Below are 26,240 nucleotides of genomic sequence, written 5' to 3'. Positions count from 1 at the left end.
CCGCGCACCAGTTCCCACCATGCCAGAAACCAACCCCGCGTTGCCCCCTCCGATCCCGGCCCCGGCGCCGGCGTGCCGCCGATGAGCGACGCTCGCACGGTCCTCACCGGCCAGCTGCGCCCGGTCGAGCATTGCAGCCGCTGTGGCGCCGGTTTCGTCTGTGGCTACGTGGCCGGGCTGCCCGAGTGCTGGTGCGCCAGCCAGCCGCTGCTGCCGGCGCGGCAGATCGTGCCCGGCCAGCACTGCCTGTGCCCCGCCTGCCTGGCGGCGCGCCGGAGCGAGGATCAGGCGCCGGCCCCGGCCGTGGGCACGCCGGCCGGCTGAGCCGGCGCACTGCCCCACTGCATCACCAGCATCCCGGCCACGATCAGCACCGCGCCCGCCAGCCGCGCCGGCGTCAGCACACGCACGGCAAACCCGGCCAGCCCGAACTGGTCCACGAGCAGCGCCGCCAGCACCTGCCCCGCCACCACCGCGGCGATAAAGCCGGCGGCGCCCAGTTTCGGCGCCATCATCAGCGCGGCCGAGATATAAAACACCCCCAGCACCCCGCCGATCCAGATCCAGCCCGGCGCGCGCGCCAGCTGCGACGGCGCCGGCAGCGGCACCCGCAGCAGGCACAGCACCGGCAGGATTGCTGCCAGGCTGACCAGCAACGACACCAGCGTGGCCGACAGCGGATGGCCCAGCGTGCGCCCCAGCGTGGCGTTGGCACCCGCCTGGAACGGGATCACGGCACCGGCCAGTACCGCCGTGGCAAGCGGCAGCAACAGCGAAACGGGGATCGAAAACGGGACCTGAGTGACTGACATGGTGCGCTCCGTGAGGCAATATGCGATGCCTGCCAGTGTGAAATATCGCAAAGCGAATTCCCAATTCTGCTTTCGTACGTTTAATATTCGCCGAATGAATAGCCTACGCGGAATCGACCTCAACCTGCTGGTGGTGCTGGAAGCACTGCTGGCCGAGCGCCATATCTCCCGCGCCGCGCTGCGGCTGCACCTGAGCCAGCCGGCGGTGAGCCACGCGCTGGGCCGCCTGCGGCAGCTGCTCGACGATCCTATCCTGGTGCGCGGCAAGGGTGGACTGGTGCTGAGCGCGCGCGCCCATGAACTGACCGGCCCGCTGGCCGAGGCGCTGGCGCAGGTGCGCATCCTGCTGGGGCCGAGCGGCTTCCAGCCCGCCACCACGCGCCGTACCTTCCGCCTGGCGATGTCCGACTATGGCGCGCTGGTGGTGCTGCCGCGGCTGCTGCGCGCGGTGCGCAAGGCCGCGCCCAATATCGACCTGGTGGTGTCGCAGGCCAGCCGCGAGGGCATGACCGCGCAGGTGGCCGACGGCGAGATCGACATGGCGCTGGGCGTGTTCACCTACCAGCCCGAAGGCGTCAAATCCGCCGAGCTGTTCCGGGAGAGCTACGCCTGCGCGGTGGATGCGGCGACCGTGCGCGATTCCGGCCGGCTCGACCAGGTGGCTTACCTGGCGCGCTCGCACGTGCTGGTGGCCACGCACAGCGAACGCATGGATGCGATCGACACGGCCGTCGCCAAGCTCGGCGGGCGCCGCAAGATCGCCTGCGTGGTGCCGCACTGGAGCGTGGCGCCGGCGCTGATCGCCGGGACCAACCTGGTGCTCACCACCGCGCGACGCAGCCTGGCCGCGCTGGAAGACGACCCCCGCTATGCCGTATTCACGCCGCCGTTTGCGTTGGACGACTTCACCTTCAGCATGATCTGGCACGAGCGCACCGAGGCCGATCCGGCCCACGCGTGGCTGCGCGAGCGCGTACTGGCGGCGGCTGCCAATCAGGAATCGGAAGAGCCGATCAGCTTGCGCGGCTGACGGCGGAGTGCGGGCTTGGCGGGCTTGCCGCCACCCGGATTCGGTGGCTGCGGTCTGGCATCACGACGCTGGGTGGCGCCGGTGGCTGGCCTGGCGGGCCGCGTGTCCCCGCGAAAGACCAGCTTCTGCCGGGTGCCGTGCTGCTTGTTGGCCATGTTGGCTGGATGAGTGGATGGACGAGGCCGGGCCCGTCAGGCGATCAGTGCTTGTGCTCGCCGTGGCCGCCGCTCGCGCCGGCGGCAGCGGGCACCATGTCGCGCACTTCTGCCGTGACCTTCTGCTCGGTCACCTTGCCGCCCTGCTCGATCTTCAGCGTGATGGGCACGGTGTCGCCCTTCTTCAGCTGCGACTTCAGGTCCATCAGCATCACATGGTAGCCGCCGGGCTTCAGCTCGACGTCCTTCATCTTTGGCAGGTCCAGCGACTTGATCTGCCGCATGCGCATCACGTTGCCTTCCATCTTCATCTCGTGCAGCTCGGCCGTGCCCACCGGCGACGATACGCCGACCAGCTTCGCGTTCTCGTGCGCGTGCAGCACCATGAAGGCGCCCGATGCGGCCTGGGTCGGCACGGTGCCGCGCACCCAGGCATTGCTGACATCGACCTGGGCCAGCACGGCGCCCGAAGCCAGCGTGGCGGCGAGCGCGGCGAACGATGCGGCCACCGTGGCCGCGCGGATCTTGGCTTGCATGTAAGGCTCTCCTGAAAGCAGACATTAGACCATGCCGATGCCTGGCCGTGCCCGGCAAGGGGGGCGCCGGCGCGGCAGGCCGGGGAGCGCCGGCGCGGCGCATAGCCGGCTAGTCTGGCAGGCCGCGCGGCGCGCCGCCAATGCGGCAAGGTGTCGCACGCGCAGGTGCCCCGCGGCGGCATTGATACACTCGCGCCATGACCACCCGCGCCGTCGTGCCAAGCCTGCCCGAACTCCCCTTCCTGACGCCGCTGCCGGCCGGCTCCTCCGCCCGCCACGGCCAGGTGACGCTGCGCCGGCTGTTCTGGCTGCGCTGGGCGCTGCTGGCCGGGCAGGCGCTGACCATGCTGAGCTGCGACCCGATGGCCGGCATCCGGCTGCCCTACGGGCCGCTGCTGGTGGTGTTCGGGCTGCAGGCGCTGTTCAACCTGCTCACCGGCCTGCGCCTGCGCCAGCACACGCGGCGCAACAGCGCGCCCGGCGAGGCCGAACTGATGGGCCAGTTGCTGGTGGACCTGACCGCGCTGTCGGCGATCCTGTTCTTTACCGGCGGCGCCACCAACCCCTTCGTCTCGTTCTACCTGCCCGGCCTCGCCATTGCCGCGGCGATCCTGCCCTGGCGCCAGGTGATCGCGCTGGCGCTGTACGCGCTGGCCTGCTACACGGTGCTGCTGTTCGAGTACGTGCCGCTGGACCTGCACAACCCCGACAACGCGGTGAACTACCACCTGGCGGGCATGTGGCTGAATTTCGTCGCCAGCGCGGTGATGATCGCGCTGTTCGTCGCGCGCCTGTCGGGCGTGCTGCGCCAGCGCGAGGCGCAGCTCAACCTGGCGCGCGAGCAGTTGCTGCGCGAGGCGCGCGTGGAAGACCTCAACGGCCAGGCGGCCGCCGTGGCACATGAGATCGGCACGCCGCTGGCCACGCTCGCGGTGATCGCCGGCGAACTGCGCGCGGATGCCTCCGACCCCGGCCGCGGCGCCACCGCGATCAACGCCTATCTGCCCGACCTGCAGACCATGGAGCAGCAGCTCGGGCTGTGCCGCACCACGCTGGCAAGGCTGCGCGAAGATCCCGCCACACTGGCGCCACAGCGCATCGACGGCTGGCTGCCGGCCTTTGCCGAACGCTGGCAGCTGCGCCATCCCGGCGCCGGCCTGCAGGCCGGCACCACCCCGGGCGCCGGCGCGCAAGCGGTAGAAACTGCCCGCGTCGGCCAGATCCTGACCATCCTGCTCGACAACGCCGCGCGCAGCCAGCAGGCCGCCGGCCGCGGCAACGAACCGCTGCAGCTGCAGATCGCGATGGAGCCCGGCTACACCGCGCCGTGGCTGTCCTTCCGCGTGGCCGACCACGGCGACGGCATCCCCGAATCCCTGCGCGGCCAGCTCGGCGAAACGCCGGTGGCCAGCCAGCACGGCGGCCAGGGTATCGGCCTGTACCTGGCGCAAAGCGCCGCCCGCCAGATGGGCGGCGAACTGGCCTGGCACGACCGCCCCGGCGGCGGCACCGTGGCCGAGCTGCGCCTGCCCGCGCTGTCCGCGCTATCGACGTTTTCCGCGCCTGCCGCGCATCCGGAACCATCGCGCCACCACTGAACATGACCGACACCTTCCACCCGGTACCTGAAGCCACCGCACCCGCAGGCACGTCCTTCCTGCTCATCGACGACGATGAAGTCTTCGCCGGCACGCTGGCGCGCGCGCTCACGCGCCGCGGCTATTCGGTGCAGGTCGCGCACGACGGCCGCAGCGCGCTCGCGCTGGCGTCGCGCACGGCCTTTGCCTACGTCACGCTGGACCTGCACCTGGAACCGCCGCCCGAAGCCGGCAGCACCGCGCCGGCCGAATCGGGCCTGCAACTGGTATCGCCGCTGCGCCAGGCGCTGCCCGACGCGCGCATCCTGATCCTGACCGGCTACGCCAGCATTGCCACCGCGGTGGCGGCGGTCAAGCAGGGCGCGGACGAGTACCTGGCCAAACCGGCCAATGTCGATTCGATCCTGACCGCGCTGATGGCGGGCGTGTCGGAAGAGGCGGCGCAGGCCGCAATGGAAGAGCCGGTGCCGCTGTCGGTGGCGCGGCTCGAGTGGGAACACATCCAGCGCGTGCTGGCCGAGCACGGCGGAAATATCTCCGCCACGGCGCGGGCGCTGAACATGCACCGGCGCACCTTGCAGCGCAAGCTGGGCAAGCGGCCGGTGTCACGCTAAACCGAAGTTCCATGCCGACGCCGCGGCTGCGGCGTCGCGAATCCCTTTTCCTGATTGAGGAATCGGCTCATCAGGGGGTGTTCGATGTCTTCATTTTGTAGTCACTAAAAATACTTGACATAGGCGTGTTTTCTCCTATTCTTCTGGCTATGCCAGCACGAACCGGAACCGCTCACGTCGTTACGACGACCCGCAAGTACAAGGACCAGGTCTATCGCACCCACCTGTTGCGGCGCAGTTACCGCGAGGACGGCGTGGTCAAGAACGAGACGCTGGGCAACCTGTCCCACTTGCCCGAGGCACTGATCGAGATCATCCGCCGCTCGCTCAAGGGCGAGACCTTCGTGCCGCTGGGCGAGGCATTCGAGGTGACGCGCTCGCGCGCTCACGGCCACGTGCAGGCGGTGACCACGGCCATGCAGCGCTTGGGCTTTGCCTCGCTGATCGCCACCAAGCCTTCGCGCGAGCGCGACCTGGTACTGGCGATGGTGGCCGCGCGCATCGCGGCGCCGCACACGAAGCTGGCCACCACACGCTGGTGGCACACCAGCACCCTGGCGGAGGACTTCGGTGTGGCCGAGGCCAACGAGGATGACCTGTACGCGGCGATGGACTGGCTGCTCGCACGCCAAGACACGATCCAGAAGAAGCTCGCCGCGCGCCACTTGAGCGACGGTGGCCTGGTGCTGTATGACCTGAGCTCCAGCTACTTCGAGGGCAGCACCTGTCCGCTGGCCAAGCTTGGCTATAGCCGCGATGGCAAGAAGGGGCTGCTACAGGTCAACTACGGCTTGCTCACCGATGCGCGCGGCTGCCCAGTGGCGGTGTCGGTGCATGAGGGCAACGTGGCCGACAGCCAGACCTTCATGCCCGAGGTGCGGCGCCTGCAAGAGGAATTTGGTCTCTCCCGATTGGTCATGGTGGGCGATCGCGGCATGATCTCCAGCAAGGCCATCGACCAGATGCGTGAGGGCGGTGACCTGGGCTGGATCACCGCGCTCAAGAGCGCCTCGATCCGCCCGCTGCTCGAGCAAGGGCAACTGCAGCTTGGCCTGTTCGACGAGCGCAATCTGCTGGAGCTGAGTTCACCGGACTATCCGGGCGAGCGGCTGGTGGCGTGCCGCAATCCGGAACTGGCCAGGCTACGTGCCCACAAGCGAGAAGAGTTGCTGGCGGCCACCGAGGCGTGCCTGCAGCCGATCGTTGCCCGCGTGCAGGCGGGCAAGCTTGCCGGGCGCGATCAGATCGGCCTGCGCGTGGGCAAGGTGATCGACAAGTACAAGGTGGCCAAGCACTTTGCGCTAAGCATCGACGACGCGGCCTTCACGTTCAGCCGCAACAGCGAGGGCATCGCCCGCGAGGCGGCGCTCGACGGCCTCTACATCATCCGCACTTCGGTGAGTGCGGCGCAGATGGACTCGGCCGAGTGCGTGCGCAACTACAAGGCGCTGGCCAACGTGGAGCGCGCGTTCCGTTCGCTAAAAACGGTGGACCTGAAGGTGCGGCCAATCCATCACCGCACGGCCGATCGGGTGCGTGCGCATATCCTGCTGTGCATGCTGGCCTACTACGTCGAATGGCACATGCGTGAGGCTTGGCGCGAACTGATGTTCGCCGACCCGGATCAGGCCGCCAAGGCCACGCGTGATCCGGTGGCGCCTGCCGTGCGCTCTGCGGCAGCGCTGGCCAAGGCGGCGCGCCACACACTTGACGACGGCACGCCCGTGCACAGCTTCTCGAGCCTGATGGCCGAACTCGCCACGATCGTGCGTAACACCTGCCGCACACCCAGCGCTGGCGCTGAAGTGCCGACGTTCGAACTCGTCACCACGGCCAACGCGAAACAGAAGCAGGCTCTGGAATTGCTTCAGCAAATCCGCGTGTAGACAGAAATCGGAACCCGGGAATTACGCCAAGTGCCTGTCGTACAAGGGGAAACTCGCCCAGGGGGTTGGGGAACTTCGGGCTAAAGGAAAAGGCCGCGCGTATTGCGCGGCCTTTCCGGTGACAAATGCTGCCGGTGTTTTACAGGCGCAACTGGACGTAGTCCCAGTCCAGCCCGTCGGCGCTGTCCTGCGGCGTGCTGCCTTGCGCGACGATGCGCATGGCGTCGCCGGCATGCCGGTCGGCCAGCGTGAACAGCGCGCCCGAATCCAGCGCCAGCGTCGCTGCCGCGGCAGTGGCCGCGCCGCGCGAACCCGATTGCGCCGCCTCGGCGGCGGGCACGGCGGGACGGATGCAGAGAAAGGCCGTCGCGGCGGCCAGCGCGGCCAGCAGGCCTCCTGTGGCGAGCACCACACGGCGGGTCTTGTATTGGATCATTGGATTTCTCCTGCCAGTGAGTTGAGTGGGATGCGGTGGCTCCCGCACCGGTCAATCGACCGTCAAGGTGACGAAGGGTCGCATTGACGCGCCTTCGCGCGCCAGCGTGCTTACCAATGCTTACGCGCCTTACCGGCATGTGGCAGCCGGATACGCACGGATATGAGAAATCCGTTCCCGCCAGGGGACGGAAACTGACCCACAGATGCAAAAAGGGCGCACCGTGGTGCGCCCTTCCCGCTTGCCGACAGTACCGACTTACAGCACGTAGCGCGACAGATCCTCATTGCCGGCCAGGTCGCCCAGGCGCTCATCGACATACGCGGCATTGATGGTCACGGTCTCGCCCGACGACTTGGTCGCATGGAACGACAGGTCTTCCAGCAACCGCTCCATCACCGTGTACAGCCGGCGCGCGCCGATGTTCTCCACCTTTTCATTGACCGAGAAGGCGATCTCCGCCAGCCGGCGGATGCCGTCATCGGCAAACACCAGTTCGACCGCTTCCGTGCTCAGCAGCGCCTGGTACTGCTTGGTCAGGCTCGCGTCGGTCTGCGTCAGGATGGCCTCGAAGTCTTGCACGGACAGCGAGTCCAGCTCCACGCGGATCGGGAAGCGGCCCTGCAGTTCGGGGATCAGGTCGCTCGGCTTGGACAGGTGGAACGCACCCGAGGCAATGAACAGGATATGGTCCGTCTTGATCATGCCGTACTTGGTGCTCACCGTGGTGCCTTCCACCAGCGGTAGCAGGTCGCGCTGCACGCCCTGGCGCGACACCTCGCCGCCGCCGATATCGCTGCGGCTGGCGATCTTATCGATCTCGTCCAGGAACACGATGCCGTTCTGCTCGACGTTGGTAATGGCCTTGTGCTTGAGCTCATCGTCATTGACGAGCTTGGCGGCCTCTTCGTCGATCAGCAGCTTGAAGGCTTCCTTGACCTTCATCTTGCGGCGCGCCTTCTTGCCCTGGCCCAGGCCGGCGAACATCGAGCGGATCTGCTCGGTCATGTCTTCCATGCCCGGCGGGCCCATGATGTCCATGCTCGGCATGCCGGCGGCCAGCTCCAGCTCGATTTCCTTGTCGTCGAGCTGGCCTTCGCGCAGCTTCTTGCGGAACACCTGGCGCGTGTTGGAATCCTTTTCTTCCGGCTGCGTAAAGCCGATATCGCGCGGCGGCGGCAGCAACACGTCGAGCAGGCGGTCCTCGGCCGCGTCCTCGGCCTTGGTGCGCACCTTCTTCATCTCGGATTCGCGGGTCTGCTTGATCGCCATCTCGGCCAGGTCGCGCACGATGGTGTCGACGTCGCGGCCCACATAGCCCACCTCAGTGAACTTGGTCGCCTCGATCTTGATGAACGGCGCGTCGGCCAGCTTGGCCAGGCGACGTGCGATCTCGGTCTTGCCGACCCCGGTCGGGCCGATCATCAGGATGTTCTTGGGAGTGATTTCCTGGCGCAGGGGCTCGGCCACCTGCTGGCGGCGCCAGCGGTTGCGCAGCGCCACGGCCACGGCCTTCTTGGCCTTGTTCTGGCCGATGATGTGCTTGTCGAGTTCGGAAACGATTTCCGACGGGGTCATGGTGTGCGACATGGTATCCGTTCAGTTGGGGCGCGGTGGGGCGTGCGGCCAGCCGGGCGTGGCAAAAGCTGGCAGTGGCTGGCCTTCGCTTATTCCAGCGTCTCGATGACGAAGTTGGTGTTGGTATAGATGCAGAGTTCACCGGCAATGGTCAGCGCCTTCTCGACCACGTCCTTCGGCGGCAGTTCGGTGTTTTCCACCAGCGCCTTGGCGGCGGACTGCGCATACGCGCCGCCCGAGCCGATGGCGGCGATGCCGCCCTCGGGGTCGAGCACGTCGCCGTTACCGGTGATGACCAGCGTGGTGTCGCGGTCGGCGGTGATCAGCATGGCTTCCAGCCGGCGCAGCGCGCGGTCCGAGCGCCAGTCCTTGGCGAGGTCGACCGCGGCGCGGGTCAGGTTGCCCTGGTACTTCTCCAGCTTGGCCTCGAAGCGATCCAGCAGCGAGAAGGCATCGGCCGTGCTGCCGGCAAACCCGACCAGCACCTTGCCGTTGTAGATGCGGCGCACCTTGCGCGCGGTGCCCTTCATCACGATATTGCCGAGAGTGACCTGACCATCACCGCCGAGTGCGACCTGATTGCCGCGGCGGACGCTGACGATGGTAGTGCCGTGATACTGTTCCATGGTGGCTTCCGTGAATATGTCAGGACCGTAGTTGGCGACGCCTCCGGCCGGTTTCAAGGCCCTCGCGTGCGCCGGGCGCGGTCTGACCAATATAGGATGCCTGCCGCCACGTTGCCCGGCGCCGCGCCCAAACAAAAAGGGCCATGCGTTGCCGCATGGCCCTTGTCCGCAACGCGCGGGGCCAGCGGCCCGCGCGCCTCGCACATCACTCCATCAGATCAGTCCGCGTACACGCCGGCTTTCTTGATCACCGGGGTCCACTTGTTGATTTCGGCGGTCAGGAAGGTGCGCAGCGAATCCGGCGTGGCGCGCTGCGCCGGCACGGCCTCGGCGCCCAGCTCGGCCATCTTGGCGCGGAAGGTCGGGTCGGTCACGGCCTTCTGCAGTGCCGCCGACAGCTTGTCGATCACCGGCTTGGGCGTGCCCTTGGGGGCATACATGGCGTGCCAGATCTTGACTTCCACGCCCGGCAGGCCCTGCTCGGCCGCGGTCGGAATGTCCTTGAACGCTTCCACGCGGCGCGACTGCATGGCCGCGTACGGCTTGAGCGCGTTGGCCTTGAGCTGGCCGGCGATATTGGTGGTCTGGTCGCACATCAGGTTGACCTGGCCGCCCAGGATGTCGGTCAGCGCCGGCGCGGTGCCCTTGTACGGCACGGTGGTCAGCTCGGTCTGGATCGCGCTCTGGAACAGCAGGCCGCACAGGTGCGAGGCCGAGCCGATGCCGGCGTTGGCCAGCGACAGCTTGCTGGCGTTGGCCTTGATGTACGGCAGCAGATCCTTGAAGTTGTTCGGCGGCAGCGACTTGTTGCCCACCAGGATCATCGGCACGTCGGCGATCTCGCCCACCATCTCGAAGTCCTTCAGGGGATCGAAGCCCAGGTTGCGGTACAGCGCCGGCGCGGTGGACATGCCGATATGGTGGATCAGCACGGTGTGGCCGTCGTTCTTGGCCTGCACCACCTTCTTGGCCCCGATGGTGCCGCCGGCGCCGCCAAGGTTCTCGATGATGATGGTCGCGCCCAGATGCTTGGACATGATCGCGGTCAGCTCGCGCGAGAGCTTGTCGGTCGGACCACCTGCGGCAAACGGCACCACCGCCGACACCGGCTTGCTGCCGGGATATTCCTGGGCGTACGCGCCCGACACCACACCCATTGCGCTGACTGCCAGCGCTGCCGCGACCATCTTTGCCACTCGTTTCATGCTCTCTTCTCCTGGTTCCCTTCAAATACCCGTCTGCAAGGCGTTGCCGCCGGCCCGGCCCCGGCTGTGGGGGCGCTGATTGCGCAGGCTCTTTGGCCGCGCTTTGACCATGCCGGCAGGCACCGCCGCCCCGCCGCACGCAGCGGCATGGGCGGGGGGATGATGTTAGCAACGCCAGACAATGTGCAGGTATAGGGGCTAACCCGCCTGCAACGCTGCACATATGGCGAGATACGCCGAAGATATGGGAGGAATGCACGGAAAAACGCGGGGTTCGCAGCGGCGGGGCGCTAGCGGAAAAAACCGAGCATTTCTTCAAGCAGCGGCTCGGGGGCTTCCTCCGGAATGTAATGCCCGCACGGGAGCGCGCGGCCGCTGACGTCGGCAGCCACCTCCTGCCACAGCGCCATCGGCTCGAAGCAGCGCGCCACCACGCCGTGCTCGCCCCACAGCACGCGCAGCGGCAGCTCCAGCCGGCGCCCGGCCTCGCGGTCGGCGCGGTCGTGTTCCAGGTCGATGGTGGCGGCGGCGCGGTAGTCCTCGCACATGGCATGCACGTGCGCGGGGTCGCGCATGGCGGCGACGTAGGCGGCCATGGCATCGGGGGCGAACGGGCTTGGGCCGGCCTGGCGCAGGCCCATCAGTTTCTGCAGGTAGAACTCCGGCTCGGCGTTGATCAGCGTCTCGGGAAAGGGCGCCGGCTGGATCAGGAAGAACCAGTGCCAGTAGGCGGCGGCGAAGGCCATGCTGGTGCGTTCGTACATCGCCAGCGTGGGCGCGATGTCCAGCAGCATCGCCCGGCTGACCGCCTCGGGATGGTCGGCGCACAGCCGGTGTGCCACGCGCGCGCCGCGGTCGTGGCCGCACAGCGCAAAGCGCTCGAAGCCGAACGCGGCCATCAGCGCGACCTGGTCCTGCGCCATGTTGCGCTTGCTGTACCCCTCGTGCCCGGGGTTGCCCGGCGGCGCGGAACTGCTACCGTAGCCGCGCAGGTCGGTGGCGATCACGGTGAAGTGGTCGGCCAGCGCCGGCGCCACGCGGTGCCAGATCAGGTGGCTCTGCGGATGGCCGTGCAACAGCAGCAGCGGCGGGCCCGAGCCGCCCTGCACGCCGGCGATCTCGATTTCGCCGACGTGGCGCCGGAAGGGCTCGAAATTGGGGAACAGCAGCGCGCTGGCGTCGTTCAGCATGGGTGTCTCCATGTGTGTCTGCTCTGTTTGACGGACATCTCTGTGCCGATCATAGGCGACAAACAGCACCTTCGGCTTGGTCGCACGGAGGTGGAGCCGGCAATACAACGCCGCCCCCGGGAAGTCCCGCTGACGCAACTGAATTGCATCAACCGGGGCCCTATGGTTAAATCGCCCCATGACCCGTCCCAGCCCGGACCGGCCGGCCCTTGCGCCGGAACCGGCGATCCCCCCGCCCCTGGAGGCCGCCCACGAGCGCCTGCGCCAGTTGGGCGCGCGCGTGACGCAGCCGCGGCTGTGCATCCTGGCCTGCCTGATCGGCAGCGACGAGGCGCTGACGCACCAGGCCGTGATCGACCGCCTGCCCGAGCAAGGCGAGACCGTCGACCGCGTCACCGTTTACCGCGTGCTGGACTGGCTGGTGGAACAGGGCGTGGCGCAGAAGCGCGCCGGCAACGACCGCGTGTTCCGCTTCAGCTTGGTCGAGCACGAGGCCGCGCGCGCGCAGGAGCATCGCCAGCACAGTCATTTCCACTGCACCCGCTGCGACCGCACCTTTTGCCTGGACGATGCCAGTGCGCCGGCGCAGCCGGTCGCGCCGCGCGTGCCCAGCGGCTTTGCCATCGAACATGTCGAACTGACCGTGAACGGCGTCTGCGCCGAGTGCGGCAAGCGCGCGCCCGCGCACTGAACACGGCCTTCTCAAATTCCCGGAGAACAACAAATGTCCAAACTGACCCCGGTCACGATCCTGACGGGCTTCCTCGGCAGCGGCAAGACCACCCTGCTCAAGCGCATCCTGAACGAGCCGCACGGCATGAAGATCGCCGTGATCGAGAACGAGTTCGGCGAAGAGAACATCGACAACGAGATCCTGGTACAGGACGGCCGCGAGCAGATCGTGCAGATGAGCAACGGCTGCATCTGCTGCACCATCCGCGGCGACCTGGTGCAGGCGCTGTCCGGGCTGCTGACGCGGCGCGACGCCGGCGAGATCGACTTCGACCGCGTGGTGATCGAGACCACCGGCGTGGCCAACCCCGGCCCGGTGGCGCAGACCTTCTTCATGGACGAGGAAATCGCCTCGCGCTACCTGCTGGATGCGGTGATCACGCTGGTCGACGCCAAGCATGCGCATATGCAACTCGACAAGCAGGAGGAAGCGCAGCGCCAGGTGGGCTTTGCCGACGCCATCTTCATCACCAAGTCCGACCTGGTCGGCAAGGACGACGTGACCGGGCTGCGCCACCGGCTGGTGCGTATGAACCCGCGCGCGCCGATCCGCCTGGTCAACTTCGGCGAGGCGCCGATCGACACCATCTTCGACCTGCGCGGTTTCAACCTGAACGCCAAGCTGGAGCTGGACCCGGAGTTCCTGCGCGCGGAGGATCACGACCACGACCATGATCACGACCACGGCGAGCACTGCGGCACCGACTGCGGCCACGATCACGACCACGATCATGGCCACGAGCACGACCACCACCATCACCACCACCATACCGACCGCATCGCGTCGTTTGTCTTCCGCAGCGACAAGCCCTTCCACTACGGCAAGCTGGAGGAATTCCTGTCCGGAATCCTGGCGGTGTACGGGGAAAAACTACTGCGCTACAAGGGCGTACTATATATGGAGGGCGTGGACCGCAAAGTGGTATTCCAGGGGGTCCACCAACTGATGGGCAGCGATATCGGCGGCAAGTGGGAAGACGAGACCCCGGGCACCCGGATGGTGTTCATCGGCGTGGACCTGCCCCGCGAAGCCATCCTCAAGGGCCTGGAGAACTGCCTGGCCTGAGTGCACCAGCCGCCCCTCGGGGCGGCTGCCTCCAGATACCGCCCTGCGGCGGCCCTCTCATTCGGGGTACCGGGGAAATACCGAAGTGCTGGCTGGCTTTCCCCCGTATCTCGGAAAAATTTGTTCAAGTACAATAGGCCGGATTTGATACCGGTGGCGCACCTTTTTTCCGCTACCGATATCTTGCAGGGCGGCGGTTGTCGTCAGCATGAGGCAGGCCGCCGGGCAGGTGCGGTCGCAGTGCTTCGTGCGGAGACCGCCTTTCCGCTTGGGGTACCCCGGCACGCGCCGTCACTGACTGACGCGAGAGAGAGGTGTCCCCATGACAGCCGCAACGAAGACAAAAGAAAGCCGCAGCAAGACTGGTAGTGCAGCGGCAGAGACGCTCAAGGCGCAGCCTGTGAAGGCCGCGCCCGCTCCCCGCGGCAGTACGGCGAACGCCGAAGCGGGCGCAACGAAGGGAGGCCTGCGAAGCAGCAAGACTGCAGCCAGCCAGAGTGAAACAACCGTGGCGCGCAAGCCCGCGGACAGCGCACCCGAGCGGACCCAGACGCCGCCGGCCGCATCAACAAGAGAATCAGCAGCAACCATGAGCAGCAACAAACTTCTGACTGAAGCTGAAATCCTGAAGATGAGCGACAAGGATTACATGAACGAAGCGCAGCTCGCCTTCTTCAAGCATCGCCTGGAGCAGCTGCGCGACGAAATCCTGAAGAACGCTGACCAGACCACGGAACACCTGCGCGAAACGGTCATCGTGCCGGATCCGGCCGACCGCGCCACCATCGAGGAAGAGCATGCGCTGGAACTGCGCACGCGCGACCGCGAGCGCAAGCTGCTGAAGAAGGTCGAGCAATCGCTGCAGCGCATCGAATCGGGCGACTACGGCTGGTGCGAGGAAACCGGCGAGCCGATCGGCGTGCCGCGCCTGCTGGCCCGGCCCACCGCCACGCTATCGCTGGAAGCCCAGCAACGCCGCGAACTGCGCCAGAAGCTGTTCGGCGACTGAGACGCCGCGCGCCGGCAACGCCGGCGCGGCAGGCGCGACGTGACGGCCCGGTTCTCCGGGCCGTTTGTGTTTGCGCTTACTCACGGCCTGGCGGCGCTTTGTCGTGGCGTCGCCACGGCCTACCATTGTCAGAATCCTCCGGCTGTCGCCGGCCCGGCCTTTCTGGTAAATTCGCAACTTTGTTGCAACAACGAGGCAACGGCCGCCGAGGTGCGCCCGCTGCCTGCCGTATTTTCTGTCTTTCTGCCCTCCTGCCATGGCCGATCGCCTGCCCGTCGCCGTGCTGTCCGGTTTCCCCGGCGCCGGCAAGACCACGCTGCTGAACCACCTGCTTGCGCATAGCGCGGGCAGCCGCGTGGCCGTGCTGGTCTGCGGCGCGCAGGACGGGCAGACGCTGGCGCCGCTGCCGCCGGGCTGCGAGGCCACCGTTCTGCCGTCGGGTGACGCCATGCTCGCCGAAGCGGCGCGGCTCGCCGCCGAAGGCCGCTTCGACGCGCTGCTGGTGGAAGCCGACGGCCTGGACGAGCCACTGGCCATCGCCGAAGGCTTCCTGTTCGAGGCCGAGCATGGCGCGGGGCCTGATGCCGCAGTGCAGCCCGACACGCTGGTGACGGTCATCGATGCCGCCACCTTCCTGCGCGACCTCAACGAGGCCGAGTTCCTCGGCGACCGCGGGCTGGCGCAAGGTGGTGGCGACGACCGCACCGTGGCCGAAGTGCTGCTCGCGCAGGTCGAGTTCTGCGACGTGATCGTGCTGAACAAGGCCGACCTGGCCGAAGCCGCCGAACTGGCGCGCCTGCATGCGGTGCTGCATGCGCTCAACCCGCGTGCCGACATCATCGAGGCCAGCTTCGGCAAGGTGCCACCGCAGCGCGTGCAAGGCACCGGCCGCTTCGACTTCGAGGCCGCCGCCGACGCCCCGGGCTGGCTCGCCGCGCTGCGTGGCGAGGTGCCCGCTGCCGACGCCGCCACCGGTGTGTCCACCCTGGTCTACCGGCGACGGCGCCCGTTCCATCCGCAACGCTTCGCGGACCTGATCCACACCGAGTGGCTGCGCGAACACGGCAGCGTGCTGCGCTCCAAGGGCCTGTTCTGGCTGGCCAGCCGCATGGAAACCGCCGGCGACTGGAACCAGGCCGGCGGCGTCTGCCGCCACGGTGGCGCCGGCGCCTGGTGGGCCGCGCTGGACCCGGCCGAATGGCCGAGCGACCCGGCGCAGCGCGCCGAAGTGGAAGCCGACATGTTGGTCGACGGCGCCCTGGCGCCGTTCGGCGACCGCCGCCAGGAACTGGTGCTGACCGGCGTGGAACTGGACCCTGCCGCGCTGTGGGCACGGCTCGATGCCTGCCTGCTGACCGACGCCGAGATGGCGGCGGGCGCGGACGCCTGGGCGGCTTACCCGGACCCCTTCCCTGCCTGGGTCGACGACTTCGACGACGAAGACGGCCACAGCCATGACCATGACCATGGCGATGACTGCGGCTGCGGCGACCCCGACCATGACCACGGCAGCCACGGCGGCCATCGGCATGCGCACTGACTGGTTCGCCCGCCTGCGCACGCACGGCCCGGGCCTCTTCTCCGCGCTGTGGCTGGCGCTGTGCCTGCTGCTCGCGCAGCATGCCGGGCTGACCCACCGTATCGTGCACGGCGGCGTGCTGCCGCCGGCGGCCGCCCTGGCCGCCACGGCCACGGCAACTGACACCGCGCCAGCGGCCGATACCGACCCGCACTCGCAGGCGCAGACCTTCACCGGCCACTCGTGCGTGCTGTTCGACGGCGCCACCGTTGCCGACACCCTGTGCGGCAAGCTGCCGCTGCCGGATCTCGCCTTCGGCAAACCGGTCAAGCCGGCCAACCTGGCCTGGCGCTGGCCCGACCTGCCCGCTGCACAACCCTTCCATTCGCGCGCGCCACCGGCGCCGGCCATCGCCCTCGCCTGATCCGGGACGCGGCCCTCGCCGCGCGCCCGGCCCATGAATATCCGTGCTGAACGCCTGCCACTCCGGCTGCGCGGCCACGCCCATTGCGGGCCGGCCGGCGCTGGGCGACCGCCGTGCCAGCCGGGCCGATTGCCACTGCCTCTCTCCGCGCGCCATGTCTAACCGCTCACACCCGCAAACCAGCGCACCGCGCCTGACCCCGCTGGCAGCCCTTGCCGCTTCGCTCACCGCCACCATGGCGACCGCCTTCGTGGCGCCCGCCGCGCTGGCGCAGAATGCCACGCCGCCCGCGGCGCCCGCTGCCGACACCGCTCCTGCCACGCCTGCGGCGCCTGCCACCGCGCCTGCCGGCGCAACCCTGCGCGAAGTCGTGGTCACCGCCAACCCGCTCGGCAGCGACCTCAACGACATGGTGGCGCCCGTATCGACGCTGGGCGGCGACGCCCTTGCCGTGCGCCAGGCCAGCACGCTGGGCGAGACCCTCGACAAGCTGCCCGGGGTCTCGTCCACTTACTTCGGGCCCAACGCCAGCCGGCCGGTGATCCGCGGCCTGGATGGCGACCGTATCAAGGTGCTGCAGAACGGCGGCACCACCGTCGACGCCTCCACGCTATCCTACGACCACGCCGTGCCCGTCGATCCGCTGGTGGCCGAGCGCATCGAAGTCGTGCGCGGCCCCGCCGCGCTGATATACGGCGGCAACGCCATCGGCGGCGTGGTCAACGTGATCGACAACCGCATTCCCAAGGAGCCGATCGAAGGCATCGGCGGCGCGGTGGACGCCAGCGCCACCGCGGGCGGTGACCAGGCGCGCAATGCCAGTGCGCTGATCGAGGCCGGCAACGGCAAGTTCGCCGTGCACGCCGACGCCTTTGCCCGCAAGACCAGCGACCTGCGCATCCCCGGCTTCGCCCGCAGCGACCGCCTGCGCGCCGCTGAACCGCTGCCCGAGGGCGAAAGCGAAGCCTACGGCCGCCTGCCCAACACCAGCGCGCAGCAGGAAGGCGGCTCGCTGGGCGGCTCCTACACCTGGGCCGACGGCTTTATCGGCGCCAACTACAGTGCCTACCGCAACGAGTACGGCACCCCCGCCGAAGACAACGTGCGGCTGAAGATGCGCCAGGACCGCTTTGCGCTGGAAAGCGAGGCGCGCAACCTCGCCGGCAACACAGGCGGCTGGATCGAATCGGTCAAGGGCAAGTTCAGCTACACCGACTACGAACACAAGGAGATCGAAGACGGCGAGACCGGCACGATCTTCAAGAACCGCGGCTGGGACGCGCGCTTCGAGGCCAAGCACGCCAGGATCGGCAACATGACCGGCGTGATCGGCACGCAGTTTGGCCACACCGATTTCTCGGCGCTGGGCGAAGAGGCGTTCGTGCCCAGCACCAACACCGACAACGCTGCGCTGTTCGTGTTCGAGGAACTGCCGCTGACGGCCTCCGGCGACCTCAAGCTCAACCTGGGCGGGCGCCTCGACCACAGCAGCATCAAGGCCAGCGCCAACGGCAACGACCGCTTTGCCGATGCCAACCGCAGCTTCAATGCCACCAGTGCCTCGGCGGGCCTGCTGTACAAGGTCAATCCGCTGTGGTCGCTGACCAGCAACCTGTCGTACACCGAGCGCGCGCCGACGTTCTATGAGTTGTACGCCAACGGCCCGCACGTCGCCACCGGCGCGTGGGAGTTGGGCGACCCCAACGCCAACAAGGAGCGCGCCACCTCGATCGACCTCGGCGTGCGTTTCAAGTCCGGGGCGCACAGCGCAAGCTTGTCGGGCTACTACAGCCGCTTTGCCAACTACCTGGCGCTGACCTCGACCGGCCGCGCGCGCGATGAAGCGGGCGACGTGGTCGCCGCCGGCAGTCCCGACTCGCTGCCTGAGTTCCAGTACCTGGGCGTGCCGGCCACGCTGTATGGCTTCGAGGCCGAAGGCAAGACGCGGCTGTGGCAGAAGATGCTGACGACCAGCGATACGCTCGACTTCGAAGCGCGTGCCGACTACGTGCGCGGCGAGAACCGCGATACCGGCGAGCCGCTGCCGCGGCTGGCGCCGCTGCGCCTGGGCGGCGCGCTGGTGTATGGCGCCGGGCCGTGGGGCGCGCGCGTGGATGTCACCTATGCGGCAAAGCAGACACGGGTGCCGGTGAATGACACACCGACCGATGCCTATACGCTGCTGAGCCTGGCGCTGACCTACAAGTTCAAGACGGCGGGCACGCAGACGCTGGTGTACCTGCGCGGGGACAACCTGACCAACCAGGATGCGCGCAATGCGGCGTCGATTTTGCGGGATATCGCGCCGCTGGCCGGGCGCAGTGTGAAGGTGGGGTTCAGGACGACGTTCTGAGGTGAGCTCGGCATGGCGGCGGCGCTACTTCGTTGCAGCGCCTGCCCTCTCCCCCGGCCCCTCTCCCGCAGGCGGGAGAGGGGCGGGGGGAGAGGGCAGGCACGTCCATCCCGGGGCCGTCCGAACCAGCTCAATCCCGATTCACCACCCACTCCCCATCAACCTGCAGCGCTCCCACACCCGCCAGCGCCCGCACCGTCTGCGCATAAATCTCCGCCATCGCCTGCCCCGGCATGAACCGCTCCCGGATCCGCACCATCAACGGCGCCGCCTCCATCCATGCCACCAGCTCAGCCTGCGCCATGCGCTGCTGCTCGAGCAGCTTGAACTTCACCAGCACCTTGACCGCATGGCTGGCATTGCGCGCCGGGTCGGCACTGAGGTAGCCAAGACGCCCTTTCGCGCGTTCCACCGCGGCTGCCACATCGTCAAACATCCGCCCATGCCCCGGGATCACCACCCTCGCATCGAGCTCCGCGATCCGCTCCAGCACCGCCGCCTGCTCGGCAAACCCGCTCTCGCCTTCGAGCTCGGGAAAGATCACGCCGAAGCCGTTCTCCCACAGCGCATCGCCCGAAATCAAGATGCGCTGCGCCGGCGCGAACAACATCACCGCATGCGGATCGTGCCCGGGCGCGGCCACCACCTGCCAGTCGATGCCGCCGAGGCGCAGCGTGTCGCCATCCTGCAGCACGCTGTCGAAGGTAAAGCGGTCGCACTGCTGCCCCGTGGCAATATAGCTCAGCGCATCGATATCCCAGGCGGCCACGGCTTCAGCCTCGGCCGCGGGGATCGCGGTTCGCGGCTGCCAGCGCGCCTGCAGCGCGGCGTTGCCGCCGCAGTGGTCGGAATGCAGGTGCGTGTTGAAGATGCGCGCGAGCGGGCGGCCTTGCAGCGCGGCCGCCACCAGTGCCACGGTCTGCGGCGCGTGCGTGACGTAGCCGGTGTCCACCAGCACCGTGTCTTCACCGTCGACAAACAGGATATTGTTGGCCGACAGCCAGCCGCGCTCGAACACGCGCATCGTGGCTGGCAGCTGCGGAACGGGTGCTTCGCTCAAGGGGATGCCTCCTCGCCTGCCAGCCATGCGGCGCGCTGGGGCAGTTGCGCCCAGATGCGGCGCTTGTCTTCGTCGCTGGCTGACGACCAGCCGGCGATCTCTTCGATGGTGCGCAGGCAGCCCTCGCAGAAGCCGCTGGCCGCGTCCATGCGGCAGACGTTGCGGCACGGCGACGGCACGGGCGCGGCCCGCAGCGCCGCGTCGGCCTGCACGGCTATCTCTGCAGCGGACGTCACGGGCGCGGGCATGTCAGCCATGTCGATGCAGTCAGGCGGCACTCAGGCCGCCGCGTGGGCGGCCTTGGCCGCCACCTTCTGATTAAAGCGGCCGGCGTCGATCAGGTGGCGCTCATGCACGCCTTCGGAGATCTTGTCCTCGCCGTCCCACGCGCTCAGTTCAAAGCGCAACCGGCGCCCGTCCACCTCGACCAGTTCGCCCTTCACCGTCACAGTCATGCCCGGCGGCGTCAGCGCCAGGTGCGAGAAGCTGACCAGCGTGCCGAGCGACTGCTCGCGCGGCCAGTCCAGGTGATCGCGCAGCATCTGCAGGCAGGCGCATTCCATGATGCCGACCATATAGCCGGTGGCCAGCACGTCGGGCATCTCCGGGCAGCAAGGGATGTCGTCATACAGCTGCGGCACCGTGGCCTTGGGCGGCACTGTGTACTGCCACCGGAAGGTCAGGCCGGGGCGAAGTTCGGGGCTCATGCCGCGGATCCCGCGGCCACGTCGGCCACTTCCGCACCGGTCATCTGCTGCAGCTGATGCGGCGTCAGGTTGAACACCGCGTGCGGATGCCCCGCCGCCGCCCACAGGCTGTCATAGCGGAACAGGTCCTGGTCCAGCAGCATCACCGGCGCCACCGCATGGCCGATCGGGCAGACGCCGCCGATGGCATAGCCGGTCTTCTCGCGCACGAAGCGCGCGTCAGCCTTGCCCAGCGCGCCCACGCGGGCGGCCACCTTGGCCTCGTCGACGCGGTTGCTGCCGCTGGCGATCACCAGCACCGGCACATCGTCGGCCACGCGCCGGAAGATGATGGACTTGGCGATCTCGGCCACGCTGCAGCCCAGGCCCGCCGCGGCTTCCGCGGAAGTCTTACCGGTCGCGGGCAGCAACACTACCGGGCGATCGTGGCCAAGTTCGGCCAGCAGGTCCGCGACGCGCTGCGCGGACTCCGGCAGTGCTTCGTTACTTGCCGTCATGCATTCTCCTTGTGCTGTGTCCAACAGTCAGACGCAGGCGGGCGCCGCATCGCTGGCGGCGGCCCATTTGGTCAGCATGGCGCGGCCCACGCGCGAACTGTTGGCGCGGCCGATCGCCTGCGAGATGTAGTCGCCGGTGCGCACCATCGCTTCCAGGTCGATGCCGGTGTGGATACCCATGCCGTGCAGCATGTACAGCACGTCCTCGGTCGCCACGTTTCCGGTCGCGCCCTTGGCGTAGGGGCAGCCGCCCAGCCCCGCCACCGAGGCGTGGAAGATCGAGATGCCCACTTCCAGGCTGGCCAGGATGTTGGACAGCGCCTGTCCGTAGGTGTCGTGGAAATGGCCCGACAGCCGGTCGAGCGCAAACTCCGCCGCGGCTGCGCGCATCACTTCCTGCACGCGCACGGGGGTACCCACGCCGATGGTGTCGGCAATGTCGATCTCGTCGCAGCCCAGCTCGCGCATGCGGCGCACCACGTCGACCACCGCGTGTACCGGCACTTCGCCCTGGTACGGGCAGCCCAGCGCGCACGAGATGCTGCCGCGCAGGCGCACGCCCTTGTCTTTCGCCGCGGCGGCAACGGGCTCGAAGCGCGCGATCGATTCCGCGATCGAGCAGTTGATGTTCTTCTGCGAGAACGCCTCACTGGCCGCGCCAAAGATCACCACCTCGTCGGCACCGGCGGCGATCGCGCCCTCGAAGCCCTTCATGTTCGGCGTCAGCGCCGAGTACAGCGTGCCCGGCCGGCGCTGGATGCGCGCCATCACCTCGGCACCGTCGGCCATCTGCGGCACCCACTTGGGCGAGACGAACGACGCCGCCTCGATATTGACGAAGCCGGCGTCGGTGAGCTGGTTGATCAGCGCGACCTTGACGTCGGTCGGCACCATCGCCTTTTCGTTCTGCAGGCCGTCGCGCGGGCCGACTTCAACGATCTTCACGTAGTTCGGGATGGTCATGGCTGTCTCCTGTCCGTTGTTCGTTATGTTGGTGGCGCGCAGTGGCGGCGTCAGTAGCCGCGCTGCACGTCGACCACGCCCGCGATCGGCTGGCCCGCGCGCATTGCGCGAATCTTGCCGGCGATCTGGGTGATGCTGTCCTCGCGCAGCGTCAGCGCCGAGATATGCGGCGTGATGGTGATGCGCGGCTCCTGCCAGAACGGGTGCTCCGCCGGCAGCGGCTCGGTGCGGAACACGTCGAGCGTGGCACCACCGATCTGTCCCGATTGGACCGCGGCCAACAGGTCCTCTTCGACCAGGTGCTGGCCGCGCGCCACGTTGATCACATACGCGCCCTGCGCCAGCCGCGCGAACAGCCCTGCGTTCAGGATGTTCTCGGTCTGCGGTGTCAGCGGCAGCACATTGACCAGCACGCGCAGGCCGTCGAGGAACGGCGCCTGGCCGGCATCGCCATAGAAACCGCTTACGCCTTCGATGGCGCGCGCGGTGCGGCTCCAGCCACGCACCGGGAAGCCGAAGCCCGCCAGCGCGCGGGCGATATGCGTGCCCAGCGTGCCCACGCCCATCACGCCGATGGTGAAGTCGGCGCGGCGGTGCGGCTTGAGGAATTTCCAGGTGCCGGCGCGTTGCTGCGCTTCATAGGCATCGAGCTTGCGGAAATAGCGCAGCGCGGCGTGGGTGACGTACTCGGCCATCTGCGCGGCCATGCCGGCATCGTCGAGCCGCACGATCGGTACGCCGGCAGGCAACGCATCCGGCGCTTCGTCGCGCAGGCGCAGGATGCCGTCGACACCGGCCCCGAGGTTGAATACCGCCTTCAGGTCGGTACGGCCACGCAGCATTTCCACCGGCGGGCGCCAGACCACGGCGTAGTCGGCTGGTTCGCCACGGCTGCCCTCCCACGTCACGCATTCGGCTTCGGGGAGTGCTTCGGCGAAGCCTTCGATCCACGGATCATAGCGGCCGTCAGGGACGTACAACTGCAACTTCATTTTGTCTCCAGGGGGATTCTGGTGGTGGGGTAAACAGCTATTCTGGCAGAGTAATGGGGTTGGCGTTGACGCACGCCAACCGCCATGGACGGCGCGGGACCGCGCTCGGCGATCCCGGCCCCCATGGGCAGACTTACTTCCCTTCGAACGCCAGCAGCTGCGCCCCTTCGGCCACCTGCTCGCCGACGCCGTACAGCACTTCGCTGACCACGCCGTCGGCCGGTGCGCTGATGGTGTGCTCCATCTTCATCGCTTCCATCACCAGCAGCGGCGCGCCGCGCGTGACGGTGCTGCCGGCCTCGACCATCACCGCGATGACCTTGCCCGGCATCGGCGCGGTCAGCTTGCCGCCTTCGCTCTCGGCTTCGCCCGCGTGCGCGAGCGGATCGAGCCAGGTCAGGCTGACATGCCGCCCGGCATTGAAGACATGGAACGCCTCGCCATCGACATGTACCTGCCCATGCGCGCGGCGCGTGCCGAGGTCGACGCGGATATCGCCCGCCTGGCAGGTGCAGGCGAATGGCGCGGCCTGGTCGGCATAGATCAGCGTGCTGCGGTGCTCATTGATGTGCAGCGTGACGTCGAGCACCTGCTCGCCATAGCCGAAGCGCAACTGGCGCGTCGCGCCACCGTTCAGCCGCCACGCGCCGCCGTGGGTCCACGGCGAATGCTGGTCGGCGGCGTCGATGCGGCGCTCGCGGTTCTCGCGATCCATCAGCGCGGCCACGGCCAGCGCGATGATCTCCATGCCGACCGGCGCCGGCGCCGGGAACAGGACCTTCTCGTTGCGCTCGATCAGGCCGGTATCGAGATCGGCGGTGCGAAACGCCTGCGACGACACCAGCCTCTGCAGGAAGGCGACGTTGGTCGACAGCCCCACCACGTGATACGACGCCAGCGCCTGGCGCATGCGTGCCAGCGCTTCGTCGCGATCCTTGCCCCAGACGATCAGCTTGGCGATCATCGGGTCGTAGAACGGGCTGATGGTGTCGCCCTCGCGCACGCCGGCATCGATGCGGATGCCGGCCGGGCCGTGCGTATCACCGCCGCGCATGAACTGCACCGCCGGCGGCGTGCGCAGGAAGCGCAGCGTGCCGGTGGAGGGCAGGAACTGCTTGTCGGGATTCTCGGCGTAGATACGCGCTTCCAGCGCGTGGCCGTCGATGCGCAATTGCTCCTGCGTCAGCGGCAGCGGCTCGCCGGCGGCGACGCGCAGCTGCCACTCGACCAGGTCCTGCCCGGTGATCATCTCGGTGACCGGATGCTCGACCTGCAGGCGCGTGTTCATCTCCATGAAGTAGAAGGAGCCGTCCTGGTTGGCGATGAACTCCACCGTGCCGGCGCCGACATAGCCTACGGCTTTGGCCGCGGCGACCGCGGCCTCGCCCATGGCGCGGCGGCGTGCTTCGGTCATGCCCGGTGCCGGCGCTTCTTCCAGCACCTTCTGGTGGCGGCGCTGCACCGAGCAGTCGCGCTCGAACAGGTAGACGCAGTTGCCGTGGGTATCGGCGAACACCTGGATCTCGATGTGGCGCGGGCGGGTCAGGTATTTCTCCACCAGCACCTTGTCGTCGCCGAAGCTGGCCGACGCCTCGCGCTTGACCGAGGCCAGCGCGGCCTCGAAGCCATCGCCAGACTCGACCACGCGCATGCCCTTGCCGCCGCCGCCCGCGCTGGCCTTGAGCAGCACCGGGTAGCCGATGCGATCGGACTCGCGGCGCAGCAGGGCCGGATCCTGGTCCTCGCCATGGTAGCCCGGCACCAGCGGCACCGAAGCCTTCTCCATCAGCTGCTTGGCCGCGCTCTTGCTGCCCATCGCATTGATGGCCGACGCGGGCGGGCCGATAAAGACCAGCCCGGCCGCGGCGCAGGCCTCGGCAAAGGCCTCGTTCTCGGAAAGGAAGCCGTAGCCCGGGTGGATGGCCTGGGCGCCGGTCTCCTTCGCCATCTCGATGATGTGGTCGGCGCGCAGGTAGCTGTCGCGCGCGGCCGCGCCGCCGATATGCACGGCCTCGTCGCAGAAGGCGACGTGGCGCGCGTCGGCGTCGGCGTCCGAGTACACCGCGACGGTGCGGATGCCGAGCCGGCGGCAGGTGGCGGCCACGCGGCAGGCGATTTCACCGCGGTTAGCGATCAGGATCTTGTTGAACATGGCTCCCTCCTTGTTATCCCTGTTATTGGGATCTTACGGCGGCGAGCTGTCCAGCGGGCTATCTCCTACCTTGTCATCCCGCGTAACCCTCTGCGCGGATATCGAGGCGGGCCAGCAGGGCGCGATCGCGGTCGGCCTGCGGATTGCCGGTGGTCAGCAGCTTTTCGCCGTAGAAAATAGAATTGGCGCCGGCCATGAAGCACAGCGCCTGCAACGCTTCGTCCATGGCCTCGCGGCCGGCGGACAGGCGCACCATCGCACGCGGCATGGTGATGCGGGCCACGGCGATCGTGCGGACGAACTCGAACGGGTCCAGCGCTTCGGTGCCGGCCAGCGGCGTGCCTTCGACCTGCACCAGGTTGTTGATGGGTACCGACTCCGGGTACGGGTCCATATTGGCCAGCTGCGCGATCAGCCCGGCGCGCGCCTCGCGCGCCTCGCCCATGCCGACGATGCCGCCGCAGCAGACGTTGATGCCGGCGTCACGCACATGGCCGATGGTGTCGAGCCGGTCCTGGTAGGTGCGCGTGGTGATGATCTTCCCGTAAAACTCCGGCGAGGTATCCAGGTTGTGGTTGTAGTAGTCGAGGCCGGCTTCCTTGAGTTGCTGCGCCTGTTCGGCCTTGAGCATGCCCAGCGTCACGCAGGTTTCCAGGCCCATGGCCTTCACCTCGCGCACCATGTCCATCACAGGTTCCAGGTGGCGGTCCTTCGGGCTGCGCCAGGCGGCGCCCATGCAGAAGCGCGTGGCGCCGTTGGCCTTGGCCGCACGCGCGGCGTCGAGCACCTCGTCCAGCGCCATCAGCTTCTCGGCCTTGACGCCGGCATCGTGGTGCGCGCTCTGCGGGCAGTAGCCACAATCCTCCTCGCAGCCGCCGGTCTTGATCGACAGCAGCGTGGACAGCTGCACGGTGTTAGCGTCGAAGTTCTCGCGATGCACTTGCTGGGCGCGGAACAGCAGGTCGTTGAACGGCAGCGCGAACAGTGCGGCCACGTCATCGACGCGCCACTCGGCGTCATCGGGCAGGGCATGCGAGCGCGCGGTCTGGCGCAGGGCGTCAACGGAAACGGTGGTAACGGTGTGAGCTTGGGTCATGATT

General features: G+C 68.1%; 26 protein-coding genes. 11 read left to right on the top strand and 15 right to left on the bottom strand.

What is annotated here, in order from left to right:
• Positions 1-81 precede the first annotated feature (81 nt).
• Entirely contained in the window at positions 82-324 is a 243-nt protein-coding gene (locus AC10V3_RS00800) for a cysteine-rich CWC family protein (RefSeq protein ID WP_022533267.1), read from the top strand.
• Here the strand turns inward: AC10V3_RS00800 and AC10V3_RS00795 are convergent.
• On the bottom strand, positions 285-812 hold the full coding sequence (locus tag AC10V3_RS00795) for a DMT family transporter (protein ID WP_022533266.1): 528 nt from the start codon (positions 810-812) through the stop codon (positions 285-287). The genes AC10V3_RS00800 and AC10V3_RS00795 overlap by 40 nt on opposite strands.
• A 94-nt stretch (positions 813-906) precedes the next feature.
• Between AC10V3_RS00795 and AC10V3_RS00790 the strand changes: the two genes are divergently transcribed.
• Positions 907-1,842 carry a LysR family transcriptional regulator gene (locus AC10V3_RS00790; protein WP_022533265.1) on the top strand — a complete coding sequence of 312 codons (936 nt, stop codon included), beginning with the start codon at positions 907-909 and terminating at the stop codon, positions 1,840-1,842.
• A 199-nt stretch (positions 1,843-2,041) separates the two neighbouring features.
• On the opposite strand, the gene AC10V3_RS00785 is transcribed toward AC10V3_RS00790, so the two are convergent.
• Entirely contained in the window at positions 2,042-2,533 is a 492-nt protein-coding gene (locus AC10V3_RS00785; RefSeq protein ID WP_022533264.1) for a copper chaperone PCu(A)C, read from the bottom strand.
• A 197-nt stretch (positions 2,534-2,730) separates the two neighbouring features.
• Between AC10V3_RS00785 and AC10V3_RS00780 the strand changes: the two genes are divergently transcribed.
• The 3 genes from AC10V3_RS00780 to AC10V3_RS00770 all read left to right on the top strand — a co-directional run bounded on the left by AC10V3_RS00780 (position 2,731) and on the right by AC10V3_RS00770 (position 6,631).
• Positions 2,731-4,131 (top strand): ATP-binding protein, encoded by a 1,401-nt coding sequence (locus tag AC10V3_RS00780; protein ID WP_022533263.1) that lies wholly within the window; start codon positions 2,731-2,733, stop codon positions 4,129-4,131.
• Positions 4,132-4,133: 2 nt separating this feature from the next.
• The gene (locus tag AC10V3_RS00775) at positions 4,134-4,745 is read left to right on the top strand and encodes a response regulator transcription factor (RefSeq protein WP_022533262.1); all 612 of its coding nucleotides are present in this window, start codon (positions 4,134-4,136) and stop codon (positions 4,743-4,745) included.
• Positions 4,746-4,894: 149 nt separating this feature from the next.
• Positions 4,895-6,631, top strand: a complete 1,737-nt coding sequence (locus AC10V3_RS00770; protein ID WP_022537088.1) for an IS1634 family transposase — start codon at positions 4,895-4,897, stop codon at positions 6,629-6,631.
• A gap of 139 nt (positions 6,632-6,770) precedes the next feature.
• On the opposite strand, the gene AC10V3_RS00765 is transcribed toward AC10V3_RS00770, so the two are convergent.
• From AC10V3_RS00765 to AC10V3_RS00745, 5 genes are all read right to left on the bottom strand, one after another.
• The gene (locus AC10V3_RS00765) at positions 6,771-7,067 is read right to left on the bottom strand and encodes a hypothetical protein (RefSeq protein WP_022533261.1); all 297 of its coding nucleotides are present in this window, start codon (positions 7,065-7,067) and stop codon (positions 6,771-6,773) included.
• A gap of 258 nt (positions 7,068-7,325) precedes the next feature.
• Positions 7,326-8,657 (bottom strand): ATP-dependent protease ATPase subunit HslU, encoded by a 1,332-nt coding sequence (gene hslU, locus AC10V3_RS00760; RefSeq protein ID WP_022533260.1) that lies wholly within the window; start codon positions 8,655-8,657, stop codon positions 7,326-7,328.
• 77 nt (positions 8,658-8,734) lie between these two features.
• A complete protein-coding gene (gene hslV, locus AC10V3_RS00755; RefSeq protein ID WP_022533259.1) occupies positions 8,735-9,271 on the bottom strand; it encodes an ATP-dependent protease subunit HslV in 537 nt (178 codons plus the stop codon).
• A 218-nt stretch (positions 9,272-9,489) separates the two neighbouring features.
• Positions 9,490-10,476, bottom strand: coding sequence for a tripartite tricarboxylate transporter substrate-binding protein (locus AC10V3_RS00750; protein WP_022533258.1), 987 nt, complete (start codon positions 10,474-10,476; stop codon positions 9,490-9,492).
• A gap of 290 nt (positions 10,477-10,766) precedes the next feature.
• Positions 10,767-11,666, bottom strand: a complete 900-nt coding sequence (locus AC10V3_RS00745; RefSeq protein ID WP_022533257.1) for an alpha/beta fold hydrolase — start codon at positions 11,664-11,666, stop codon at positions 10,767-10,769.
• A gap of 178 nt (positions 11,667-11,844) precedes the next feature.
• On the opposite strand from AC10V3_RS00745, the gene AC10V3_RS00740 reads away from it, so the two are divergent.
• The 6 genes from AC10V3_RS00740 (at position 11,845) to AC10V3_RS00715 (ending at position 18,769) form a co-directional block, all read left to right on the top strand.
• A complete protein-coding gene (locus AC10V3_RS00740) occupies positions 11,845-12,357 on the top strand; it encodes a Fur family transcriptional regulator (RefSeq protein WP_022533256.1) in 513 nt (170 codons plus the stop codon).
• 33 nt (positions 12,358-12,390) lie between these two features.
• The gene (locus AC10V3_RS00735) at positions 12,391-13,464 is read left to right on the top strand and encodes a CobW family GTP-binding protein (protein WP_022533255.1); all 1,074 of its coding nucleotides are present in this window, start codon (positions 12,391-12,393) and stop codon (positions 13,462-13,464) included.
• A gap of 589 nt (positions 13,465-14,053) precedes the next feature.
• Entirely contained in the window at positions 14,054-14,473 is a 420-nt protein-coding gene (dksA, locus tag AC10V3_RS00730; RefSeq protein WP_010813282.1) for an RNA polymerase-binding protein DksA, read from the top strand.
• A gap of 256 nt (positions 14,474-14,729) precedes the next feature.
• Complete coding sequence (locus AC10V3_RS00725) at positions 14,730-16,013, top strand: GTP-binding protein (protein WP_022533254.1); 1,284 nt, start codon at positions 14,730-14,732, stop codon at positions 16,011-16,013.
• Positions 15,973-16,416 (top strand): hypothetical protein, encoded by a 444-nt coding sequence (locus tag AC10V3_RS00720; protein WP_349604769.1) that lies wholly within the window; start codon positions 15,973-15,975, stop codon positions 16,414-16,416. The genes AC10V3_RS00725 and AC10V3_RS00720 overlap by 41 nt, the downstream gene beginning before the upstream one ends.
• 154 nt (positions 16,417-16,570) lie before the next feature.
• Positions 16,571-18,769 (top strand): TonB-dependent receptor, encoded by a 2,199-nt coding sequence (locus tag AC10V3_RS00715; protein WP_041681205.1) that lies wholly within the window; start codon positions 16,571-16,573, stop codon positions 18,767-18,769.
• A gap of 130 nt (positions 18,770-18,899) precedes the next feature.
• Here AC10V3_RS00715 and AC10V3_RS00710 read toward each other — a convergent pair whose 3' ends face one another.
• The 8 genes from AC10V3_RS00710 to bioB all read right to left on the bottom strand — a co-directional run bounded on the left by AC10V3_RS00710 (position 18,900) and on the right by bioB (position 26,236).
• Positions 18,900-19,856: an MBL fold metallo-hydrolase gene (locus AC10V3_RS00710; RefSeq protein WP_051369667.1), complete on the bottom strand. Its 957-nt coding sequence runs from the start codon at positions 19,854-19,856 to the stop codon at positions 18,900-18,902.
• Complete coding sequence (locus AC10V3_RS00705; RefSeq protein WP_374063688.1) at positions 19,826-20,077, bottom strand: DUF1289 domain-containing protein; 252 nt, start codon at positions 20,075-20,077, stop codon at positions 19,826-19,828. Before AC10V3_RS00705 ends, AC10V3_RS00710 begins: the two co-directional genes overlap by 31 nt.
• A 30-nt stretch (positions 20,078-20,107) precedes the next feature.
• Positions 20,108-20,536: a thioesterase family protein gene (locus tag AC10V3_RS00700; RefSeq protein ID WP_490922954.1), complete on the bottom strand. Its 429-nt coding sequence runs from the start codon at positions 20,534-20,536 to the stop codon at positions 20,108-20,110.
• Positions 20,533-21,033, bottom strand: coding sequence for a YbaK/EbsC family protein (locus AC10V3_RS00695; RefSeq protein WP_022533248.1), 501 nt, complete (start codon positions 21,031-21,033; stop codon positions 20,533-20,535). The genes AC10V3_RS00700 and AC10V3_RS00695 overlap by 4 nt, the downstream gene beginning before the upstream one ends.
• 27 nt (positions 21,034-21,060) lie before the next feature.
• Positions 21,061-21,996 carry a hydroxymethylglutaryl-CoA lyase gene (locus AC10V3_RS00690; protein WP_022533247.1) on the bottom strand — a complete coding sequence of 312 codons (936 nt, stop codon included), beginning with the start codon at positions 21,994-21,996 and terminating at the stop codon, positions 21,061-21,063.
• A gap of 50 nt (positions 21,997-22,046) precedes the next feature.
• The gene (locus tag AC10V3_RS00685; RefSeq protein ID WP_022533246.1) at positions 22,047-22,988 is read right to left on the bottom strand and encodes a 2-hydroxyacid dehydrogenase; all 942 of its coding nucleotides are present in this window, start codon (positions 22,986-22,988) and stop codon (positions 22,047-22,049) included.
• A gap of 133 nt (positions 22,989-23,121) precedes the next feature.
• Positions 23,122-25,140 carry an acetyl/propionyl/methylcrotonyl-CoA carboxylase subunit alpha gene (locus tag AC10V3_RS00680; RefSeq protein WP_349605209.1) on the bottom strand — a complete coding sequence of 673 codons (2,019 nt, stop codon included), beginning with the start codon at positions 25,138-25,140 and terminating at the stop codon, positions 23,122-23,124.
• A 73-nt stretch (positions 25,141-25,213) separates the two neighbouring features.
• Positions 25,214-26,236 carry a biotin synthase BioB gene (bioB, locus tag AC10V3_RS00675; protein ID WP_022533244.1) on the bottom strand — a complete coding sequence of 341 codons (1,023 nt, stop codon included), beginning with the start codon at positions 26,234-26,236 and terminating at the stop codon, positions 25,214-25,216.
• Positions 26,237-26,240: the final 4 nt, after the last annotated feature.

The sequence above is a fragment of the Cupriavidus sp. PB-02 genome (genome assembly GCF_058252315.1).
Note: the sequence above shows the minus strand (reverse complement) of the source record. Positions and strands in the feature narration are given on the sequence as shown.

Bases quoted from the DNA above. Each gene is read 5' to 3' on its own strand.
- AC10V3_RS00695 (WP_022533248.1), bottom strand. From the start codon at position 21,033: ATGACGGCAAGTAACGAAGCACTGCCGGAGTCCGCGCAGCGCGTCGCG.
- AC10V3_RS00795 (WP_022533266.1), bottom strand. From the start codon at position 812: ATGTCAGTCACTCAGGTCCCGTTTTCGATCCCCGTTTCGCTGTTGCTG.
- AC10V3_RS00765 (WP_022533261.1), bottom strand. From the start codon at position 7,067: ATGATCCAATACAAGACCCGCCGTGTGGTGCTCGCCACAGGAGGCCTG.
- AC10V3_RS00790 (WP_022533265.1), top strand. From the start codon at position 907: ATGAATAGCCTACGCGGAATCGACCTCAACCTGCTGGTGGTGCTGGAA.
- AC10V3_RS00740 (WP_022533256.1), top strand. From the start codon at position 11,845: ATGACCCGTCCCAGCCCGGACCGGCCGGCCCTTGCGCCGGAACCGGCG.
- AC10V3_RS00780 (WP_022533263.1), top strand. From the start codon at position 2,731: ATGACCACCCGCGCCGTCGTGCCAAGCCTGCCCGAACTCCCCTTCCTG.
- AC10V3_RS00705 (WP_374063688.1), bottom strand. From the start codon at position 20,077: ATGCCCGCGCCCGTGACGTCCGCTGCAGAGATAGCCGTGCAGGCCGAC.
- AC10V3_RS00680 (WP_349605209.1), bottom strand. From the start codon at position 25,140: ATGTTCAACAAGATCCTGATCGCTAACCGCGGTGAAATCGCCTGCCGC.
- AC10V3_RS00725 (WP_022533254.1), top strand. From the start codon at position 14,730: ATGGCCGATCGCCTGCCCGTCGCCGTGCTGTCCGGTTTCCCCGGCGCC.
- AC10V3_RS00770 (WP_022537088.1), top strand. From the start codon at position 4,895: ATGCCAGCACGAACCGGAACCGCTCACGTCGTTACGACGACCCGCAAG.
- AC10V3_RS00735 (WP_022533255.1), top strand. From the start codon at position 12,391: ATGTCCAAACTGACCCCGGTCACGATCCTGACGGGCTTCCTCGGCAGC.
- AC10V3_RS00685 (WP_022533246.1), bottom strand. From the start codon at position 22,988: ATGAAGTTGCAGTTGTACGTCCCTGACGGCCGCTATGATCCGTGGATC.
- bioB (WP_022533244.1), bottom strand. From the start codon at position 26,236: ATGACCCAAGCTCACACCGTTACCACCGTTTCCGTTGACGCCCTGCGC.
- hslU (WP_022533260.1), bottom strand. From the start codon at position 8,657: ATGTCGCACACCATGACCCCGTCGGAAATCGTTTCCGAACTCGACAAG.
- AC10V3_RS00715 (WP_041681205.1), top strand. From the start codon at position 16,571: ATGTCTAACCGCTCACACCCGCAAACCAGCGCACCGCGCCTGACCCCG.
- AC10V3_RS00785 (WP_022533264.1), bottom strand. From the start codon at position 2,533: ATGCAAGCCAAGATCCGCGCGGCCACGGTGGCCGCATCGTTCGCCGCG.
- AC10V3_RS00800 (WP_022533267.1), top strand. From the start codon at position 82: ATGAGCGACGCTCGCACGGTCCTCACCGGCCAGCTGCGCCCGGTCGAG.
- AC10V3_RS00690 (WP_022533247.1), bottom strand. From the start codon at position 21,996: ATGACCATCCCGAACTACGTGAAGATCGTTGAAGTCGGCCCGCGCGAC.
- AC10V3_RS00750 (WP_022533258.1), bottom strand. From the start codon at position 10,476: ATGAAACGAGTGGCAAAGATGGTCGCGGCAGCGCTGGCAGTCAGCGCA.
- dksA (WP_010813282.1), top strand. From the start codon at position 14,054: ATGAGCAGCAACAAACTTCTGACTGAAGCTGAAATCCTGAAGATGAGC.
- hslV (WP_022533259.1), bottom strand. From the start codon at position 9,271: ATGGAACAGTATCACGGCACTACCATCGTCAGCGTCCGCCGCGGCAAT.
- AC10V3_RS00700 (WP_490922954.1), bottom strand. From the start codon at position 20,536: ATGAGCCCCGAACTTCGCCCCGGCCTGACCTTCCGGTGGCAGTACACA.
- AC10V3_RS00745 (WP_022533257.1), bottom strand. From the start codon at position 11,666: ATGCTGAACGACGCCAGCGCGCTGCTGTTCCCCAATTTCGAGCCCTTC.
- AC10V3_RS00720 (WP_349604769.1), top strand. From the start codon at position 15,973: ATGACCACGGCAGCCACGGCGGCCATCGGCATGCGCACTGACTGGTTC.
- AC10V3_RS00710 (WP_051369667.1), bottom strand. From the start codon at position 19,856: ATGGCTGGCAGGCGAGGAGGCATCCCCTTGAGCGAAGCACCCGTTCCG.
- AC10V3_RS00775 (WP_022533262.1), top strand. From the start codon at position 4,134: ATGACCGACACCTTCCACCCGGTACCTGAAGCCACCGCACCCGCAGGC.